Below are 17,006 nucleotides of genomic sequence, written 5' to 3'. Positions count from 1 at the left end.
GGGTGTCCACTCCCGCGCCGGGCTGAGCGCCACAGTGCGCCGTCTGTGCGGCTGCCTGCGTTCCTACCGTGCGTTCCTACCGCTCAGTCCTGGACAGAAAGGCCACCGACCCCATCCGGCGCGATCTGAAGTGGCTCGCAGGCGAACTCGGCGTGGAACGCGACCACGAAGTGCTTCGCGAGAGGCTCACCTCGGGCGTGCGGGAACTGCCCGGCGAGCTGGTCCTGGGTCCGGTCGAGGCACGGCTCAAGGCCTGGGCGGACCGAGGCCCGCCGCCGCACGCTCGATGTGCTCGCCTCGCCCCGCTACCTGAACCTGCTGGAGGACCTGAAATTCCTCACCGAAGCGCCACCGCTGCACGCCGCCAAGGCAGCCGGCGAACCCGGGAGTCGTATCCCTCGACAGCGGGGACGTTCTTGGCCGCTCGGCACCGCGTTCCGCTTTCTGACCTGATGTTTAGATCGAGAGTGGCTGAGGGTCGATCAGATGCCCCTCAGCGGCTTCCGTCTCCGGGAGGTGAATCGTCAGGGTCGACGCCGGTGTAGGCGGAGGCGTCCTTTTCACCGCTGGGACGGCGGGACTGCCCGCGGTGCCCAGTGTCGTGCATGCCCTTGGACTTACCCCGGTCCTCGGCACGTGCGGTCAGGCTGTCTGCAGGCGTGCCCTCCCCTGATGCCTCTTTCTCTTTCTTCGTAGGCATCTTGCGGGGCCTGTCGGGCTCCGGGGCGTACTTGTCGGGGTGGAAGGAGCGGTGGGGGCTGGGATTCGACTGCTGTGACTCGTCGTTCACGGACGGACCCCAGCGCAACTGGCGCTCTCCCTCGGATGTGCGTGACTGCGGTCCCTGTGGGGGCTGCTTCGCTGACTTCGCCATGGCGGGACCTCTCGTTCTCGGGCGTTGTGTGGTGGCTCTTCTGGCGCGGCGGACGGGCCGCACCACGGACACCACAAAGCGCCGAGTGTCCCGTCACACATATGCAAAACGCGATATAGCGGTCACTTCCCCCTTTGTCAGTGTGGTGGGAGGCTTCCTTCCTGCAGTCGGGGAATGCGGCGTCTGCCTCGGGCGGCAGAGCGGGCGTGAGGGGACGGACTCGGGTTCCTGCCGGCCCTCACGCTGCTTGTCAGCCCGGCGAGGTACCGGTCAGGTAGCGGGTGTCGGAGCGTGCGGGAGGGCATGCCCTTTTCCGTCTGTCGCGACCTCGGATAGGCAAGGTGTGGATACTCAGAGTTTCCTGCGCGAGGGAGTGGGGCGCTGGTGCCATAGCCTCTTCCAGGGCGATACGAAGCCCCAGATTGAGTTCGCCCGTGGACGCCCAGGCCGTGAGCAGTTCGGCGATGCGACCCAAGGCGATCCCCGTGCGCCGGGAGACCTCGGAAAGCGCAAGCCGTGCCTGGCCCGTGTCCAGCCGTCCCAGGGCCATTGTCACGCCCGTCGCTTGCTCAACCACCGCTTGCTCGGCCTCCTCGTGCCGGGGGCGACGGGAGGGCGACACTTCGGTGCCGCCCTCAGAACGCTCGCCGTGTCCGATAGGCGGCAGCTGACTCACCTGTGCTCGCCTCCAATGGTCCTCGCTCGTCCAGTCACTGCGCCAGGGCCTCATCGGGGACGAGGGCGCAGCTACGGGTGATGAGGCGCGAGACGTACATCTGGGAGATGCCGAGTTTCTCGGCTATGCGGCTTTGCGTCATGTCTTCGAAGAATCGCATGTATAGGACGGCCCGTTCTCGTTCCAAGAGTCGGCGCAGTTCCTTCTTGGCTGCCTCTCGGTCGACGATGGTGTCGAAGGAGGAGGCGGTGCATCCGAGGGTGTCACCGAGACTGAATCCGGCGCCTCCTGTCTCAGCGTCCAGGGAGCGGGCGCTGGAGCTCTCCATGGCCTCTAGGCCGGCGCTCACTTCATCTTCCGTGAGGCGGGTGTGGGCGGCAATCTCAGCGGGCGTCGGCTCGGCGGCGCCAGGGCTCTGGCTGAGTTCCCGGCGGGCGACGCGTACGCGGTTGCGCAGGTCCGGGACACGGCGCGGGACGCGCACCACATCCGGTCCCGGAGGTGCCGCTTCACCTCTCCGGTGATGGTCGGGATCGCGTAGCTCTCGAAGGCGCCCGGGGCCGGGTCGAACCGGTCGACGGCCTTTACGAGGCCGAGGGCTGCGATTTGGCGGAGGTCCTCGATGGCTTCGCCGCGGTTGCGGAATCGGCCGGCGATGCGGTGGCCGTGGGAAGCCAGACAGTGACCAGTTCATCGCGTACGACGTCCCGCTCCGGCCCGTCGTCCAGTTCCACGAGTTGGGTGAAGCGGCTCGTCTCGGGTGGGTCGTCGTAGCCACGGCCGGCGGAGACGCCATGGAGGGGCGGGGGTAACTGGGGTGGTGTCGGTGTGCGGACGGTCGGGGTTCTCGGCAAGCATGCGGAATCCCTCCTGAGGGGCGCGTCCGGTGATCCGCAGGGACAGCGGAGCAGACCCGCACGTGAATGTGGGACTTGCCGCACGGAGAGCTACGCAGAGCGCCGGAAGGAAGCTGCGGCCGCGTGAGTGGTCTTGCCTGGCTGCGCCTCCGGTCCGAAGCACAAACCCGGCTGCCCTTCACCACCGCCCGCAAACAAAGGCGGCCACGATCGCGTGGATGGCCGGCCGCGGTCTCGGGGGCGGGACCAACATCCTGCGGGCCCCGACTGGCAACTTCAGGCCTGGCGTCCGGGTCATTGTCGAGCCCAGCGGATGCGGGCCCCTGGAATTCATCCCGCACGACTCCGTCCTGACCGGACCTGGGACGATGCGCGCCGCCACCATCCTGGGGCCAGGAATCAAGCCCGTACCACGGATCCTTCTTCAGGAACAGGGCTACGAACAGCGGGTCCGCTGCGCCCTACGGCGCGCACCGTAAGGTCCAGATTGGCACCAAGCACAGCAACGCCGTCACTCGCCTGCGCGCTCGCGGAGCGCGAGGGTGTCAGTCCGTCGGCTCGTCCGGCATGGGCTGTTCGGGGCGGGAGTTGCCGGAGTGCGGGGCGCCCCTGGGGCCGGTGCCCGCCTCGTCCGTGTCGGGGACCTCTGTGCCGGGCTTCTCCACGTCCTCGGCTTCTCCTTCCGTGCCGTCGCGCTCTGCCCCGGTCCGGCGGCTCTCGGTCGACTGCCCGGGTACGCCGACGGCGTCGTCCAAGGGGTCCTCGTGAGGTGCCGCCTGCTGATCGGGCAGGTCCCTCGGTATGGGCTTAGGCATCGGTCCCTCACCGGTCCCGGGGCCTTGCGGGCGGGGCTCGCTCACGGCGTCCTCGTTTCCTCGCGCGGGTGTGGTGTGACGCGCAAGTACCCCTCTCGTTCGTGATGATGCAGGTGATCGCCGGACCGTCCCGCGTCCGTCCGGCGCCGACGATTCTGCGCGGGGACCACCCTGCTGCCGATTCCTGCGGGACGCGCCCGTCCGGCGCGGTGCATTCCCGCCGCCCCGCAGGGCAGCCTGGGGAAGTGGTCCTGCGCCATGTCCTCGTCGGCGAGCGAGAGCGTCGGCGCCGCCGCGGCCCGGTCGCGCAGCAGGACCGGGAAGAACGTGGCGGCCGCGCTGTGGAAGGTGGCCACGGACCTGGATCGCGGGGCTCGCGCGCCACGACGACGGGGAATACGCGAACCACGACGACGCGGAGGTCACCTTGCGTGCGACAACGACATCGGCCGACGGCGCCGTGTCCCTGGCATCATGGTGGGACGACCTGCCGCAGTGGCCGAGACCCTCGTCTGGTAGGTGGCGCTGGAGGTTCTCGGCGTAGCGGCGAGGGGCCGCCAGGCTCAGGAACGTGATTCTGTTCCTGATCCTGTCCCGGTCCAGGGATGTGAGGAGGGCATTGCCCGCGAGGAGAAGCCTGCCGCCCTCGCCGCGGAACTCCTCCTCTCCCAGGCGCCGGACCGCGCCGGACCGGCAGCACCATCGTCCTGGCCAGTCGCAGCCGCCCGCCGCACGCAGCCGCAGTGCCAGCCGGGCTCCGGCGCGGACCGGCGGGAACGGCGTGAAGAGGGCGTCGAGGATGTCGGCCCGCAACGTCTCTCAGACCTCCCGCAGCTCCTTTCACGCGCCCCCGTCCCCGGGGGCGAACGCCTCCAGGCTCGCGGCAGTCTCCTCCAGGTCACGGCTGAGGACGGCACAGTGGCCGTCCCGCAAAGGGCGGGCGAGCACCTTCGGTGCATGGGCAGGCCGGTCAGGACCGGGAGGCAGCAGCGAAGGGGTAGCAGGCGCTGAAGAGGTCGCTGGCGAAGTCGGGGTCGACCCCCGGTCGTGCCGGGCCGCTTCTCCGGGCTCTTCCTGGGCCCCAGGACTTCCACGCTCCAGCCCGCGTCGGCCAGAAGGTTCGCCGCGACCAGCCCATTGGGGCCTGCTCCGATCACTACAGCGTCCGGCATGACGCGCTCCCGGCTCGGTGGGTGGCCGCACCCCCGGTCGAGCGACTGTCCCACGTCTCGGTGCTGCTTCAGGCTTTGCTCGGTCGTCGCCTCACGGAAGTGGTGCGGGCCGTGTCATCGTCTCCCTCGCATAGCCGGGCGAGGCGGCCCAACATGGCGCGGTTACGTATTTGCTGCGCCACTTCCAGGAGGCCGTTGTGCAAGGCGCCTCCGGCGCCGCGTAGGGGGTGTTCATCGAGGATGATCAGTGTGTGCTCGCCCCAGGGCCGCAGTTCCATCGCGATCCTCGCCGTCCCCAGCGGTCCGCTGTCAGCCTCCAACTCGAGGACGGCGGCCGGCTCGCTGCGGCGTACGACGGTCCGGTTGTGCAGGGTGAGCGGCCCGATCTTGATCTCGTAGCGGAGGGCCGCACCCAGTTCGGGCCACCGCCCCTCGTCCAGCTCGGCCTGTGAGGGGCCTACGACCCAGTCCCCATACCGTTCGACGTCGGACAGGACCTCCCAGACGTCCTTGGGAGGTTTCCTGATCAGCCGGTGCCGTACCGCCATGCGTTCCTCCGCCGTAGGAGTGCCAGGTCACTTCCTGCGCGTTTCCACGCTAGGCCCGAGTAGACACTCCCGCTCGGGGACGCATTGCGGTGCCGTCGGTTAGCTACTGGAGCGCAGCTCCCCGTGGTCAGGGGGCATCCTGGCCACGGCGCCGGGCCGTTCTATGCGTCGGAGCGTCCGTGCTGAGTCCTTTGACCGGCCGTACGGTCAGCTGCGGGCGACAGTCGATTCGTTGAGGAGGGCCTTTATGAGTGACGAGCGTCACCATCGGTGACACCCCCGGAGGTTCGGGGTCCCGGAGTTCGTACCTGATTTCCGAGTGAGGCAGGGGTGAGTGGTTGTGGCTGCGGACGAGAAGGCTCAGGTCAGGGGCGAGCCGGCTAGAGGCAAGCTCAAGAAGATTGTCGGCGGTGCGGTGGGCAACGAGTCCCTCAAGTCAGAGGGGCTTACCGAGGAGTCCACGGGACCTGCGTGCGGCGAAGGAGGAGGCCAAGGACGCCGTCCGGCCGAAGTAGGCGCTGAGCAACCTTGACCCCGGCAGCCCGTTGGCTGCCGGGATTTGTGCTGCTGGTGCCGGCGTCACTTCCGTGACGGATGAACAGAAGGGGCCACGTCGTCGGCCCGCGACGGCAGCGCCGGTGGTGGCTCGAACGGTGATACAGCGCAGGCGACTGCGTCAACCTGTAGAGACGCGCTGCTCAGTTCCCCGGGTGGCCCGGGGTGATGTCATGGGTGTCGTTAAGCGTCAGGAGAGGGATGCGGCTGCCCGCACAATTTTCCGCCGCAGCCTCCGGAGCGAGCAGGAAACCGACGTGGTCGCCGCCGTCGATCCGGTTCTCCACGCGGCCGACGAACCAGGCGGGGGCCTCGTCGAGGATCAGTGATCCGCCCGGTCCGGGGTGCCAGGGGACGTCGGTGAACTTGTCCGTGCGGTCGCCGGTCTCGGCGCCGAAGAGCCGGGCCAGCCGGTCCTGGTCGCGGCGGAGCAGATGGACCGCGAGTCGTTCGGCGTGCTCGGCAACCCGGTACGTTCGGTTGGCTTTGGACAGCCAGACCATGAACCGGACGGGCCGAATTGAGCACTGCGAGGCGAATCCGACCAGGCAGCCGGCTCTCTCCCCGTCGGCCTCCGCGGTCACGACGTACATCGGGTAGTCGAGCAGGTCGGTAAAGGGATCGAGATCGGTCACGGTGTTCGGCTCTCGTCTCAAGAGATCGGATGTCTGCCAAGCGTTCACCAGCTCCGTGTCCCGGTTGGCTCACGACGCGTTGGCAGGGGCACGAACGCGGTACGGGCGCAGTCCCTGGGTACCCGGACCTGTGCCGTCAACGCGTCTCGGACGAACTGCTCGCGGGTGACGGCACAGGGCGAGAGGCGCTCTAGCCGTCCAGTGTTTCGTTGCCCCCATCCTGCGGAGAACGACGTGGTGCGGCCGACGTACTGAAGATGATCTTTTGGTGTCGTCGCGGGCGAGTAGCAGTGTGTCTGTGGACGCGGCGATGGAGACCTTCGCGGAGGTGGCTCCGGATCAGGATCCAAGGGAGTGCTTGGCTGCGTTGCATCAACTGGAGGACGAACGACGTCCGGTCCGGTGTCTCTGAGGTGTTTGACGGAGCGTCGGAGCTGCCGGGCACCCGTTGGAGGCGTGGGCCCGGGTGACCTCGAACTACGGTGTGCAGGGCGAATTTGACGAGTTGGGCGCGGTGGGCCCCGGCGAGGGGGCGGAGGGGCATTCGCCGGATCATCCCTTGTTGTTGTGGCAGGGGCGCGTCTGTCAGCGTTGCTCGGCTTCGTTCACAGCGGCCAGGACGCCCAGGGTCGCCAGGGCAACCAAGACGAGCAGGAACACAAGGACCACGGATGTGGGTGTGGGGTAGTTCCAGAGGAACAGGGCCAGGATCCCGGCCCCGATGACGACGCTCGTGGTCAGAGGCCTGTGCGTGCGCAGCCACTGTCCGGCGGCACCTGGCTTCAGTCCCGTCCGGGTGAGGGCTTGCCCGGCGGTCTGGGTACCTCGGGCGGCAGCTGCGCGCACGGCGACGGCACCGCGGCCGGGTCCGTACAGATACCCTGCGACCACGGTCAGCAAGGCGCTGAGGAGCACGGTGAGGGTGGTCTGCCGGAGGAATCTCACCAGGGTGTCGTAGAGTGCTGCTACGGCGTCCTGCGACTGGGCTGCCGGAGGCACCGCGTCCAGACAGATCTGGCGGATCACGGCGAGTGCGATGAGCAGCACGCACATCATGGCGCCGACGCCAATGCCTGCGGCCATCAGTGCAACCCGGCGTGAGGGTGCCGCCCAGATGCCCAGCCCGGCGAGCACGAACACCGCCGCGGGCATCCACGGGGCGACGACGCTGAGCCAGCGGGCAGCATCACGGGCCTCACCCAGATGGTCGTTGTGCACCAGCACGATCGACTTGTCTGCCCCGGGAATGTCTTCTGCCCCGACAAGGGTCACGCCGATCAACTGCTTCTGAAGTTCCTCGATCACAGTGCCGACGTTCAGTGTGATGGTGTCGCCCTTGGCCTCTAGCGCTCCGCCTCCCTCCCCGGTGAGGATGTTCGTCGCGGCGGTGTGCGCACCGCGGTGGATGCTGTCCCACGCCTTGGCAAAGGCGTCGCTCGTCACCACCCTGGCGACCGTGTAGTGCACGCCGGCCCTCAATCCGCCCTTGAGTCCTTCATCCAGTGACCCGGCCGCGTCGACGAGGAAGCGGGGTGCGTCATGGTCGGCCAGGGTGTCGGCGACTGTGTCGGTGATCTTGCGGACGTCGATCTTGTGGACCAGAGCGTCAGTGACGCGATTGATGATGAGATCCTGGACGGCGGGGTCTTGGGCAAGGGGTGAGACGGTCTGCTCATACCGATCACTATCGGTGACCTCGGAATTTACCCAGGTGGCGACGACGCTGATGGGCGCCATCAGAACAGCCAGCAGGAGGAGCAGGGATGCCCCCCAAAGACGTAGGCGACGGTTTCGCGTGCCGAGAGTGCGCCGCAGTCGCTTCTGCTCCGCTCGTTCGACATGGTCCAAAGGACGGCTCGGCCTGTGTCGGCCATGTTCCTGCGGGCCGGAAGCGGCGGGCGGGTCCATAGCGAACTCCCTCCGCGCGCACTCCTCGGCGCGCCACGGTGGTATGCGCCCTGCGGGGCGGAAAAGTGATGATCATCAGACTCCTCGTCCTCGTCGCCGCGGTGATAACGATGAGCAGGTCCGCAAGATCGGGACCACGCTGATGTTGCTCGGCCGGTGGACGACGGAACTCTGCGGAGCAGCATGGAGTGCATCCGAAAGATCCCCTTCGGAGCTCGGCCCGCTGAGAACCGCTTTTTTGCCCAGAGGCTGAAGACGTGGATTTAGCGCTGCTGGATCGCAGCAACCCTGGTTCGCGCCGCGAGACTGCGAGGCATTCCGCCCGGTCGGGGTATCGGCCACGAATCGTCGCCGTTGATGGTCGATGACCGGACTAGAGCGGTCACTACCAGTAGTGCCGTCGTCCGCCGACCTCGCGTCCCATCGCTCCCAGAATCCACAGCACGATTCCGATCGCGAGCAGAATGACCCCGATGGTCCAAAGGATTCCAATGCCGGCGACGAGGCCGACAACGAGCAGAATGACTCCGAGGATGATCATGGTTTCCTCCGACGACGGGACGTCGTCTGCGGGCGTCCCCATCCTTTGGCACGGGTCCCCGTCTGCCCGTGCGGCAAACGAGGCTTCGGACGCCCCTCGTCGTGGCCGTGTACGTCCGGCTGATCGCGGAATTGGTCAAGGACGGGCGGTATCGGAGACCAGGGTGGCCCAGCGGACGGCCGCACAGTAGATCTCGCGCCTCCCCCAGTGGGGTGAGCGGATTCCGCGTTGGAGAACCCGGAGCGCGGATCCGCGACCGTCGACCGTGCCATGCGGCCTCGAAACCGCCGCAAATCGAGCGACACCTGGCAGGACTCGACCCGCCAAGTCGCAGCGATCAGCCCCGTCGACACAGCCGCCTGCGCCACCCGGATTGACCGAGGACGGTCAGAGTTGGGCAGATGATGCACTCATCCCAGTAGGCACGCTGGGAGTTCCCCGTCGCGGTCGAAGCGCGGCCACCCTGCGCCGGCACGTTCCTCCAGTCGAGACAGGAGATGCGTACGCCGTCGCGTACTCGCGGAATAGGTGGCCGTGACGGTTTGAGTCGGCCCCTGCCGGGCGATCTGAAGCGGCCCCGGTGGGGGTCGCATTGGGGGCACGTGGGGGTTGTGACGGGTTGAAGTGGCTCCGCCTGGGGGCTTGCGGTGGGACGATTCCGCTGTTGCTGGGTCGGGGGATCTGTGTCCTTGACCAAGGAAGAGATCTATCGCCGAATCCGTCACGACTCGTGGCGAGAGGGTCTGTCGATCCGGGCTTTGTCGCGGAAGTACGGGGTTCATCGGCGGCTGGTACGGGAAGCCTTGGCGTCCCCGGTTCCAAGGCCACGGCGGCCGCCGGTACGCCGCTCGCCCAGGGTGGATCCGTTGAAGAAGACCATCGACGACTGGCTGAAGACGGATCTCGAGGCGCCGCGGAAGCAGCGGCACACCGTCCGGCGGATCGTGTCCCGGCTGGAAGAGGAGCTTGGGGCAGAGGTTCCCTACTCGACGGTCCGCGACTACGTCTCGGCCCGACGGCCGCAGATCGCCGCTGAGGCTGGCGCCCCAGCCGACGGATTCATCGTCCGGCACAACCGGCCCGGAGCGGACGCCGAGGTCGACTTCGGCGAGGTGTGGGTGAACCTGGCCGGCACGCTGACCAGGTGCTATCTGTTCGCCCTTCGGCTGGCCTACTCGGGCAAGGCCGTCCACCGGATATCCGCTCCTGCGGCCAGCAGGCATTCCTCGAAGGCCACGTCCACGCTTTCTCCGTGCTCGGAGGGATTCCCGCAGGCCAGGTCCGGTTCGACAACCTGACCCCGGCGGTCACCAAGGTGGTCTTCCGAAGCCGCTCCAGGGAGGAGAATCCGCGGTGGACCGCGTTCCACCAGCACTACGGCTTCCTCCCCTTCTACTGCGAGCCAGGATTGCGCGGCGCCCATGAGAAAGGCGGGGTCGAGGGCCAGGTCGGCTACTTCCGCCGCAACTACCTCACTCCGGTGCTGCAGGTCGACAGCCTGGAGGAGCTCAATACCCGGCTGCTGGAGTTCGAGCGGAAGGAAGACACACGCAGGATCGGGCTGCGGATCCACACCATCGGCCAGGACTTCACCCACGAGGCCAGCCTGCCAATGCCGCTGCCGATGATGGATTCGAGACCGGGCTGACCCTCACGCCAAGGGTCGACCGCTACTCGATGATCACGGTGAAGATGTGCCGGTACTCGGTCCCGGCCCGGTTCATCGGGCACAAGGTCCGGGTCGTCCTGCGGTCCACCGAGCTGATCGCCTACGACGGCCGCACCGAGATCGCCCGCCATCCCCGGCTGACCGGTCGGGGCGAGGACCGCATCGTCCTCGACCACTACCTCGAAGTCCTCCTGCGCAAGCCGGGCGCCTTCGCCAGCTCCGAACTCGGGCCAACGGCTCCTTCACCAGCACCCACGAAGCACTCTGGGCCGCGGCGAAGACCACCCTCGGCGACATCGAGGGCACCAAAGCCCTGGTGAAGGTCCTGCTACTGCACCGGCACCTGCAACATGCCGATGTGATCGCCGGCATTCGCGCCGCCCTGGCCGTCGGCTCCTTCACCCACGACGTCGTCGCCCTCGAAGCACGCAAGGCCGCCGAGGCCGGCGGCCGGTCCCCGACCGTCACCGCCGACACCCCTGTTACCTCCGCGCTTCCGGTCCCCGCTGCGGATTCCCAGGTCACCAGCCTGACCATGCGGCGGGTCTCCCAGCTGCCCGCCGACAACCGACCGCCACCAGCCCTGGACACCTGGGACCACCTGCTGCGTGTTCCCCGGAGGGAGCCGTCATGACCCACCCGCCCCACAACCTGACCGAGACCGCCTCCGATGCCGCCATCGACACCGCCTGCCGGGTTCTGCGGCTGCCCACCATGCGGGCTCAGTTCCCCGACATCGTCGCCCGGGCGGAACGCGAACAGCTCTCCTACCGCGGGTTCCTCGCCGAGCTGCTGTTGGCCGAGTGCGAAGACCGCGACCGCCGCCGGTCCGAACGCAGGATCCGGGCAGCCGGATTCCCGCGGCAGAAGTGGCTTTCCGACTTCGACTACCGCGCCAACCCCAACATCAACCCCGCATTGATCAACAACCTCGCCACCTGCGAGTGGATCCGCAAGGGCGAGCCCCTCTGCTTGATCGGCGACTCCGGCACTGGTAAGTCCCACCTGCTGATTGGCCTGGGCACTGCCGCTGCCATGGCTGGATACCGGGTCCGATACGCGCTGGCAGCCAAGCTCGTCAACGAGCTCGTGGAGGCCGCCGACGACAAACAGCTCACCAAGACCATCGCCCGCTACGGACGTGTCGATCTTTTGTGCATCGATGAGCTGGGCTACCTCGAACTCGACAGGCGGGACACCGAGATGCTCTTCCAGGTTTTGACCGAGAGGGAGGAAAAGAGCAGTGTGGCCATCGCTTCGAACGAATCGTTTGGAGGCTGGACGACGACGTTCACCGACCCCCGGCTCTGCGCGGCCATCGTTGACCGTCTCACCTTCAACGGCGCGATCATCGAGACCGGGACCGAGTCATACCGCCTCGCTCATACCAAGGCCCAGCAGCAGCTCGAGGCAGTCTGAACTGGGTCGGTCGACGTCAGCCGTTCGGGGCTTCGAACGTATTCACCGCACTCCGGAACGGTCCCTGCCCGGGCTGAGCAGGATTAATCAGCACCACGAAGTCCGGCAGGGCTCCCGGAACGGGCCGCCCGGCCTCGTCCTGGCTGCCGGCTTCGGCCTGCCAGTCGATCAAATGGACGACCACGGCATGGCGGCCCTCGGGCACTGGATGCTCGATCACGCCATCCGAGGCGTCCCCGCTGACGTGCTCGATGCCACCCACGAGCGCGCGACCGCGGGAGACGAACAGGTAGGGCTGGGAAGCGACCAGCTGATGCGCTGTCTCCCGCTCGGTCAACCCGGCCGGCGCAGCCGCAGTCCCCGAACGAACCAGAACACCGAACGCGCCGTCTCCGCCGACGTTGACCGGAACGAGAGCGCCCGCCTGGATATGGCGGACGATGTCCTCGTCCTCCAGGAGTTCGTCTTCCCAGGTGTCGTAATCGACGACGGCCTCGAACCGCTGCGGATGCCACAAGACAAGCATTCCGGCGTCCGTGGCCACCGTCACCGGAGCCTCATCAAAGGGCTGCTGCGCAGTCACTCGCTCCTCCGGTCGTCTCGCTCGCCGCATTCGAATCAGCTGATTCTCCCAGCACAGGACAACGACAGATCTGGCGGGGCCGCGTCACCCCAACACCCGGGGCCACTTCAAGCCGCCACCCCCACCGGATCCGGCACAAACCGGGGCCGCTTCGGACCGCCAAACAGGGGCCGACTCAAACCGCTACGGCCAATAGGAGTTCATGGTGACCGTGGCTCTGTCTTTCTACCGGTACCGACACATGCTGCTGCGTACGCGGCTGCCAGGGCTGTGGCCGCCGTCGGCACCGGCACCTACCCCTGACGGCTGGTCACGGAAGCAGCGGTGCTTGGCGAGGCGATCCGTCGGTGTGTCTGCTGACCGCGTCCGCTCCACGACCGGAGAGACCAAGGCCTGTCACGTGAGCAGGCAATCCCGCCTGCAGGGGGAGTGTGGGCACAGCCAACGCGAGAAGCCAGAGATAGCGCTTCGGATCTTGCCACCGGAGCGCGTCGTCGTCCGGGAGTTGTTCTGCCACGAGGCAGCCTTCATCGGTGCGCACTCCCGCCGGTGCCGCCCCGGATGCCGACGGAAGCGCTCAGCGTGAGCGCGCCACCGCCTTCCTCTGGTGACAAATACTGCTCCTGGTATATGTTCTGACGGGTCATCAGTTGATGGGTTGGGTCGCTCGTGAAGTCGGCGCCCGGCTCCCCGGGGCCATCGATGATGGCTGTTGCCCAAACGTTCCGGCTGCCATGGGGTGCGCTCACGCTTGCCGCTGGTCAGCCTGCGCTGCCGTTCAGGTGGCCGCAGCGCATGAGGTTTAACGGGCCACGTTCGCATCCTTCGGCCGTTGCCCGAATGAGAGGGAAAGTCGGCGAAGTTGCGTCGTTCGGTGGTGTCTCCGTCTACAGTCCGTTCTGTGACGACTAACGTAATCGATTACGCAGGGTCTGAAAGCGTATGCGCCGCTTCTAGCTCTCGACCGTTGCACACGTGCGCGACCACGGTCCACGTATGGCGCACCCGCTGTACGGCGTCGTCTGCAGCAGAGCAGTTGCTCCGATCTCGTGACTCCTGTGGGGTGACGGAGCCGTCCGGTGAAAGCGAGGCCCGGAGCGTCTCGCTGCTGCGGACCGACCTGAGTTATACCCGGGAGAAGCTGCGCGCGATCGGTAGACCGAGGCTGCACGTCGGTGCGGCGTGCAGAGATGCAAGAGCCCGGGGCTCGTTCCGTGGGCGCCGCTTCAGTGAAAGTGGAATTTGTGACGTCGTCGCCTGATAGAGATAAATACGGCCCGAACCGCCACCCAGAGGCGGGGCCAAATGGCTTTCGGAGCCATGCCATGGGCCGCAGCGCACGGCCGTCCGCCCTGGTTCGGCCATACGCGATGACGGGGGGCCGCACTCGGCCGAGGCACCATCTCGCCATCGAAGCCCTGGTCAGCGCGACCGCTGACCCGCGGCATGCGCTGGGCCTTTCCCCCGAGGCGTATCGCATTTGCGTTCTATGTCAAGAGATCAAATCCGTTGCGGAGGTTTCAGCGCTTCTCTCCATTCCTCTGGGGGTCACTCGAATTTTGGTCGCGGACCTGGCAGAGTCGGGGCTCGTATCTATTCAGCAGTCTCACGGAGATGACGCGGAAGGGGGGAGGCCGCAGGTGACCCTACTCGAGAGAGTGCTGAGTGGGCTGCGAAGAATGTAGCGCGACAAAATGCTGCGTCTCTAAACGACTTCGCGGGGATGTTCGGCGCAGGTCACGGATGAGACCGGGTAGGTCGACGGCCCCTGCTTTGCGTTCTTGCATGCCGTCGGTGTAGAGCACGAGCCGGTCAGCAGGTCGAAAATCGAGGTCCTACACCTGGTACGGACCTTGCCCGACGACGCCGAAAGGCGGGTTCACCACCAGCGCAGGGCCTTGACCGTGCCGTCGCGCAGCCGGAGCGGCCAGGGGTGGGGCCGGCGCTGACAAGCTGGGCGCTCGTCCGCCTCGCCGCCCTGGCTCCTGCACACCCCACAACTGCCCGGCCAAGGCTTCCTGCGCCACAACCGCACAGGTGGGCGATGAGCTGGGAAGAAGCCGCTCTGCGAGGGGCGGCACGGGGTGCTTGCATGGAGTGACAGGCGGGCGACCGCTTCAAGTTAAGACATCTGTCCGATCCCTAACCTGGAGGGAGCCACAGACACCCTGCGTCGGTTCAGCCGCTCCCTCACGGGCTCCGCCACCAGCGCCTGTTAGCGACCCGGTTGTGAGCGTGTCGAACGCGGGTATCAGGGTGGTCTGACCAGATGCGAAGCGGAGGACGAAGTGGACTGGGGACAGTTCGGGCAGAAGCTGGCGGCGATGGCACGGGACCTACTGGCCCAGGATTCGCTCAATGCCACCCTGCAGCGGATCACGGCATCGGCTGCGGAGCTGGTCGAGGGTTGCGACGCTGCGGGCATCCTCGTGCTGCGCGACCACCAGGTGGAAACCGTCGCCCCCACCGACCGGCTGGTCATCGACAGCGATCGGCTGCAGGCGGAGCTGGGGCAAGGGCCGTGCTTCGACACAGCACACAGCGCGCAGGGGGAACGGGTCTTCCGCATCGCCGACCTCACCGAAGAGAAGCCGCGCTGGCCGCTCTTTGCTCCGCAGGCCTTCGAGCTGGGCGTGGGAAGCATGATGGGATTCCTGCTGTTCACCGACGATGAGGAGTTCGGGGCGCTGAACTTCTACTCACGCAAAACCGGCTCATTCACCGCGGACAGTGAACAGGCCGGGTTGCTGCTTGCCTCCCACGCGGCTATCGCCTTCTCAAGCGCCCGTACCCACGCCCAGATGGAGCACGCCGTAGCCACCCGGCACGTCATCGGTGAGGCCATGGGCATCCTCATGGGCCGCCACAACCTCACCGAAGACCAAGCGTTCGACGCACTGCGCCGCTACTCACAGGAGACCAACATCAAGCTCCGTGAGGTCGCCCGCCGGGTCTGTCATACGGGTGGCATCCCGCGGAATTCCCGCTGAAGGACACCCGTCTCACACGTCCGACCGCGGCGGAACCTTCGAGGATCCTGCTGTACCGGATACAGGAACCACAGCAACCGGCCCCACCCCCTAGCGTTTACTGAGGGCTGAAACGCAACCTGTATGACCGCATGCAACCGATCTCTGTAGAGCTCCGGATCAGAAGGCTTCTGAGATCCACGGCTGACATTAACGACGTCGGATGCGCGTGTACACCAGCGCCCCTGTCCGGCCGCCCGTTGTGCTGTCAACCACGGTCAACGGCGCTCGCCTCAGTTTGAGATGCGCTGATGAGCTGGGCTGGCCCTACAACCGGAGTGATCGGCGTTTCGGCTTCCTGGCACGTCCGCCCTTACAAAGGGGATGTCGGCGGTTCGAAACCGTGCGTCATCGTCTCCAAGGACAGCGTCTTCTCCCGCTTGGGGTACGCCGTCATCGACTGGATCCCCGTCGCAGAGAGCGTGCTGCGCCTGGCCGGCCTGGAGGCCACCGCCGCGAAGGCGCTGGTACTCATCGACATCGCGTTCCCGCTGTTCGGTGCAGGATTTCACCGCCTGGCGGTCCTCGCCGCGAACGACCCGCTGGCCGCGACGGCCGCCGTGAGCGGGCTGCTGCGGTGGTGCCACCGCCACGGCTACCTGACCCGCGACAACTGGAGACGCCGCCTGCCGCAGGTAGGGGGTGTGGCAAAGCCGATGCTGGAGCTGGCGCAAGCCGGGATAACCGAGCACCGGGCGCTCAGCAACTTGCTCCCGGTGGTGAAACCCCCGGCCTAACCCACCAGCGAGCAGCTCGTGGCTCGGTACCTCGCGCGCTGCGGCCAGCCCCTGACGCCCGGCGAGCTTCGCGACGCGCTCGGCCGGCGTGGCCACATCAACTCCGCCGCGCAGCTGAAGCGGGACATGCAGAGTGACGGCGCGTTCGTCCGCGCCCCGGCGACCTGTGGACCGGGCCGCCCGGTGCGGCAGCAGACCTGATCCGGACATGTCCGATACGCAGCCACACTTGCGGGGCCGCCCGGCGGGACGGCACCCGAAGTCGCCGCGCCACCCGTCGGACACACTCGGCGCCCGGCCTCCCTGCCGTCCAGACCGGGGCCGGGATGTTGGTGTCCCCGCGTACGCTCGGATCGCCCGCCATTGCAATGCCCGGTCGGCCAATCACCTGTCAGCCGGGCCAGGTGCCGGTCAGACGGCGTGTGGTGGCGGCGCCGGAGCGGTCGACGATGGCTTTGACTGCGGCGAAGACGGCGCCTTCGAGCGCGGCCGCCAGGATCACTTCGCCCCAGTTGCGGCCCTCATCGGTGGCGTCCGGGGCGTTCTGGTCGTGCGCAAGTACTTTCCACGTCTGTTTGAAGACGGCTCCAGCGATCATTCCGCTGATGGCTCCCAGCGCGAGTCCCACTGGCTTGTAGACGATATTCGAGGCCTTCATCCTGTCTAGCCCTTCTTGGAGCGGCTGGCCAGCCACAGCACGGTGACGCCCGCAGCGGCGGCCAGGCGGAGTGATGCCAGCAGCCCACCTGGCGTCCTATGCCTGGGACTGCTCACGGCTCTTTTCCATGTGCCGTAGGTCGTCTGCGTCCCACTTGCGGGTGTCACGCGGCTGCGTGTAGGGCTCGGCCTGGGGCGGGTGGCCGCCGGCGACGGCCCGTTGGCGTACGGCTTCAGCGTCGAACTCCAGGCCCAAGAGGATGGCCAGGTTGCTGATCCACAGCCACACCAGGAAGACAATGACGCCGGCCATGGTGCCGTAAGTCTTGTT

General features: G+C 67.1%; 15 protein-coding genes and 5 pseudogenes. 8 read left to right on the top strand and 12 right to left on the bottom strand.

Annotation, left to right across the window (positions count from 1 at the left end):
* The first annotated feature begins 68 nt into the window (after window positions 1–68).
* Window positions 69–545, top strand: coding sequence for a CHAD domain-containing protein (locus tag ACFXGX_RS40645; RefSeq protein ID WP_384802638.1), 477 nt, complete (start codon window positions 69–71; stop codon window positions 543–545).
* A gap of 1,039 nt (window positions 546–1,584) precedes the next feature.
* On the opposite strand, the pseudogene ACFXGX_RS40640 reads toward ACFXGX_RS40645, so the two are convergent.
* The 6 genes and pseudogenes from ACFXGX_RS40640 to ACFXGX_RS40615 form a co-directional block, all read right to left on the bottom strand.
* Window positions 1,585–2,404, bottom strand: a pseudogene (locus tag ACFXGX_RS40640) (sigma-70 family RNA polymerase sigma factor).
* A 548-nt stretch (window positions 2,405–2,952) separates the two neighbouring features.
* Entirely contained in the window at window positions 2,953–3,222 is a 270-nt protein-coding gene (locus ACFXGX_RS40635) for a hypothetical protein (protein WP_384802641.1), read from the bottom strand.
* A 41-nt stretch (window positions 3,223–3,263) separates the two neighbouring features.
* Window positions 3,264–3,578, bottom strand: a complete 315-nt coding sequence (locus ACFXGX_RS40630; RefSeq protein ID WP_384802644.1) for a hypothetical protein — start codon at window positions 3,576–3,578, stop codon at window positions 3,264–3,266.
* 244 nt (window positions 3,579–3,822) lie between these two features.
* Window positions 3,823–4,394: pseudogene (locus ACFXGX_RS40625) on the bottom strand (NAD(P)-binding protein); the annotation flags it as partial.
* A gap of 68 nt (window positions 4,395–4,462) precedes the next feature.
* The gene (locus ACFXGX_RS40620) at window positions 4,463–4,942 is read right to left on the bottom strand and encodes an SRPBCC family protein (RefSeq protein WP_384802636.1); all 480 of its coding nucleotides are present in this window, start codon (window positions 4,940–4,942) and stop codon (window positions 4,463–4,465) included.
* Between the two features lie 698 nt (window positions 4,943–5,640).
* Entirely contained in the window at window positions 5,641–6,132 is a 492-nt protein-coding gene (locus tag ACFXGX_RS40615; RefSeq protein WP_384802633.1) for a flavin reductase family protein, read from the bottom strand.
* Window positions 6,133–6,349: 217 nt separating this feature from the next.
* On the opposite strand from ACFXGX_RS40615, the pseudogene ACFXGX_RS40610 reads away from it, so the two are divergent.
* Window positions 6,350–6,655: pseudogene (locus tag ACFXGX_RS40610) on the top strand (phosphatase); the annotation flags it as partial.
* A gap of 62 nt (window positions 6,656–6,717) precedes the next feature.
* Here the strand turns inward: ACFXGX_RS40610 and ACFXGX_RS40605 are convergent.
* Together ACFXGX_RS40605 and ACFXGX_RS40600 are read right to left on the bottom strand one after the other, a co-directional pair.
* On the bottom strand, window positions 6,718–7,869 hold the full coding sequence (locus ACFXGX_RS40605) for a hypothetical protein (RefSeq protein ID WP_384802630.1): 1,152 nt from the start codon (window positions 7,867–7,869) through the stop codon (window positions 6,718–6,720).
* Between the two features lie 556 nt (window positions 7,870–8,425).
* The gene (locus ACFXGX_RS40600; RefSeq protein WP_384802628.1) at window positions 8,426–8,581 is read right to left on the bottom strand and encodes a DUF6131 family protein; all 156 of its coding nucleotides are present in this window, start codon (window positions 8,579–8,581) and stop codon (window positions 8,426–8,428) included.
* 689 nt (window positions 8,582–9,270) lie between these two features.
* Here ACFXGX_RS40600 and istA point away from each other — a divergent pair.
* Window positions 9,271–10,884, top strand: a pseudogene (istA, locus tag ACFXGX_RS40595) (IS21 family transposase).
* The gene (gene istB, locus ACFXGX_RS40590; protein WP_384802625.1) at window positions 10,881–11,669 is read left to right on the top strand and encodes an IS21-like element helper ATPase IstB; all 789 of its coding nucleotides are present in this window, start codon (window positions 10,881–10,883) and stop codon (window positions 11,667–11,669) included. Before istA ends, istB begins: the two are co-directional and overlap by 4 nt.
* A 16-nt stretch (window positions 11,670–11,685) precedes the next feature.
* Here istB and ACFXGX_RS40585 read toward each other — a convergent pair whose 3' ends face one another.
* Window positions 11,686–12,252: a hypothetical protein gene (locus tag ACFXGX_RS40585; RefSeq protein WP_384802622.1), complete on the bottom strand. Its 567-nt coding sequence runs from the start codon at window positions 12,250–12,252 to the stop codon at window positions 11,686–11,688.
* A gap of 1,214 nt (window positions 12,253–13,466) precedes the next feature.
* Between ACFXGX_RS40585 and ACFXGX_RS40580 the strand changes: the two genes are divergently transcribed.
* Complete coding sequence (locus tag ACFXGX_RS40580) at window positions 13,467–13,937, top strand: DUF742 domain-containing protein (RefSeq protein ID WP_384802619.1); 471 nt, start codon at window positions 13,467–13,469, stop codon at window positions 13,935–13,937.
* 23 nt (window positions 13,938–13,960) lie between these two features.
* Here ACFXGX_RS40580 and ACFXGX_RS40575 read toward each other — a convergent pair.
* A pseudogene (locus ACFXGX_RS40575) lies at window positions 13,961–14,217 on the bottom strand (SpoIIE family protein phosphatase); the annotation flags it as partial.
* A gap of 323 nt (window positions 14,218–14,540) precedes the next feature.
* Between ACFXGX_RS40575 and ACFXGX_RS40570 the strand changes: the two are divergent.
* The 3 genes from ACFXGX_RS40570 (at window position 14,541) to ACFXGX_RS40560 (ending at window position 16,219) form a co-directional block, all read left to right on the top strand.
* A complete protein-coding gene (locus ACFXGX_RS40570) occupies window positions 14,541–15,242 on the top strand; it encodes a GAF and ANTAR domain-containing protein (protein WP_384802616.1) in 702 nt (233 codons plus the stop codon).
* Between the two features lie 290 nt (window positions 15,243–15,532).
* A complete protein-coding gene (locus ACFXGX_RS40565) occupies window positions 15,533–16,018 on the top strand; it encodes a hypothetical protein (RefSeq protein ID WP_384802613.1) in 486 nt (161 codons plus the stop codon).
* Window positions 16,019–16,036: 18 nt separating this feature from the next.
* Window positions 16,037–16,219 (top strand): hypothetical protein, encoded by a 183-nt coding sequence (locus tag ACFXGX_RS40560; protein ID WP_384802610.1) that lies wholly within the window; start codon window positions 16,037–16,039, stop codon window positions 16,217–16,219.
* 190 nt (window positions 16,220–16,409) lie between these two features.
* Here ACFXGX_RS40560 and ACFXGX_RS40555 read toward each other — a convergent pair whose 3' ends face one another.
* On the bottom strand, window positions 16,410–16,676 hold the full coding sequence (locus ACFXGX_RS40555) for a DUF4235 domain-containing protein (RefSeq protein ID WP_384802607.1): 267 nt from the start codon (window positions 16,674–16,676) through the stop codon (window positions 16,410–16,412).
* Between the two features lie 96 nt (window positions 16,677–16,772).
* Window positions 16,773–17,006, bottom strand: a 234-nt coding sequence (locus ACFXGX_RS40550) for a YhjD/YihY/BrkB family envelope integrity protein (RefSeq protein WP_384802604.1), incomplete at its 5' end; no start/stop codon positions are given.

The organism is Streptomyces sp. NPDC059371, from assembly GCF_042751995.1.
Classification (GTDB): Bacteria; Actinomycetota; Actinomycetes; order Streptomycetales; family Streptomycetaceae; genus Streptomyces.
The sequence above is the reverse complement of the archived record's forward strand: the minus strand, read 5'-3'. Positions and strand labels throughout refer to the sequence as shown.

What these genes read in the sequence shown, in the direction of transcription:
- ACFXGX_RS40635 (WP_384802641.1), bottom strand. Translation starts at nt 3,222, where the DNA reads ATGCCTAAGCCCATACCGAGGGACCTGCCCGATCAGCAGGCGGCACCT.
- ACFXGX_RS40620 (WP_384802636.1), bottom strand. Translation starts at nt 4,942, where the DNA reads ATGGCGGTACGGCACCGGCTGATCAGGAAACCTCCCAAGGACGTCTGG.
- ACFXGX_RS40605 (WP_384802630.1), bottom strand. Translation starts at nt 7,869, where the DNA reads ATGGCGCCCATCAGCGTCGTCGCCACCTGGGTAAATTCCGAGGTCACC.
- ACFXGX_RS40600 (WP_384802628.1), bottom strand. Translation starts at nt 8,581, where the DNA reads ATGATCATCCTCGGAGTCATTCTGCTCGTTGTCGGCCTCGTCGCCGGC.
- istB (WP_384802625.1), top strand. Translation starts at nt 10,881, where the DNA reads ATGACCCACCCGCCCCACAACCTGACCGAGACCGCCTCCGATGCCGCC.
- ACFXGX_RS40565 (WP_384802613.1), top strand. Translation starts at nt 15,533, where the DNA reads ATGAGCTGGGCTGGCCCTACAACCGGAGTGATCGGCGTTTCGGCTTCC.
- ACFXGX_RS40555 (WP_384802607.1), bottom strand. Translation starts at nt 16,676, where the DNA reads ATGAAGGCCTCGAATATCGTCTACAAGCCAGTGGGACTCGCGCTGGGA.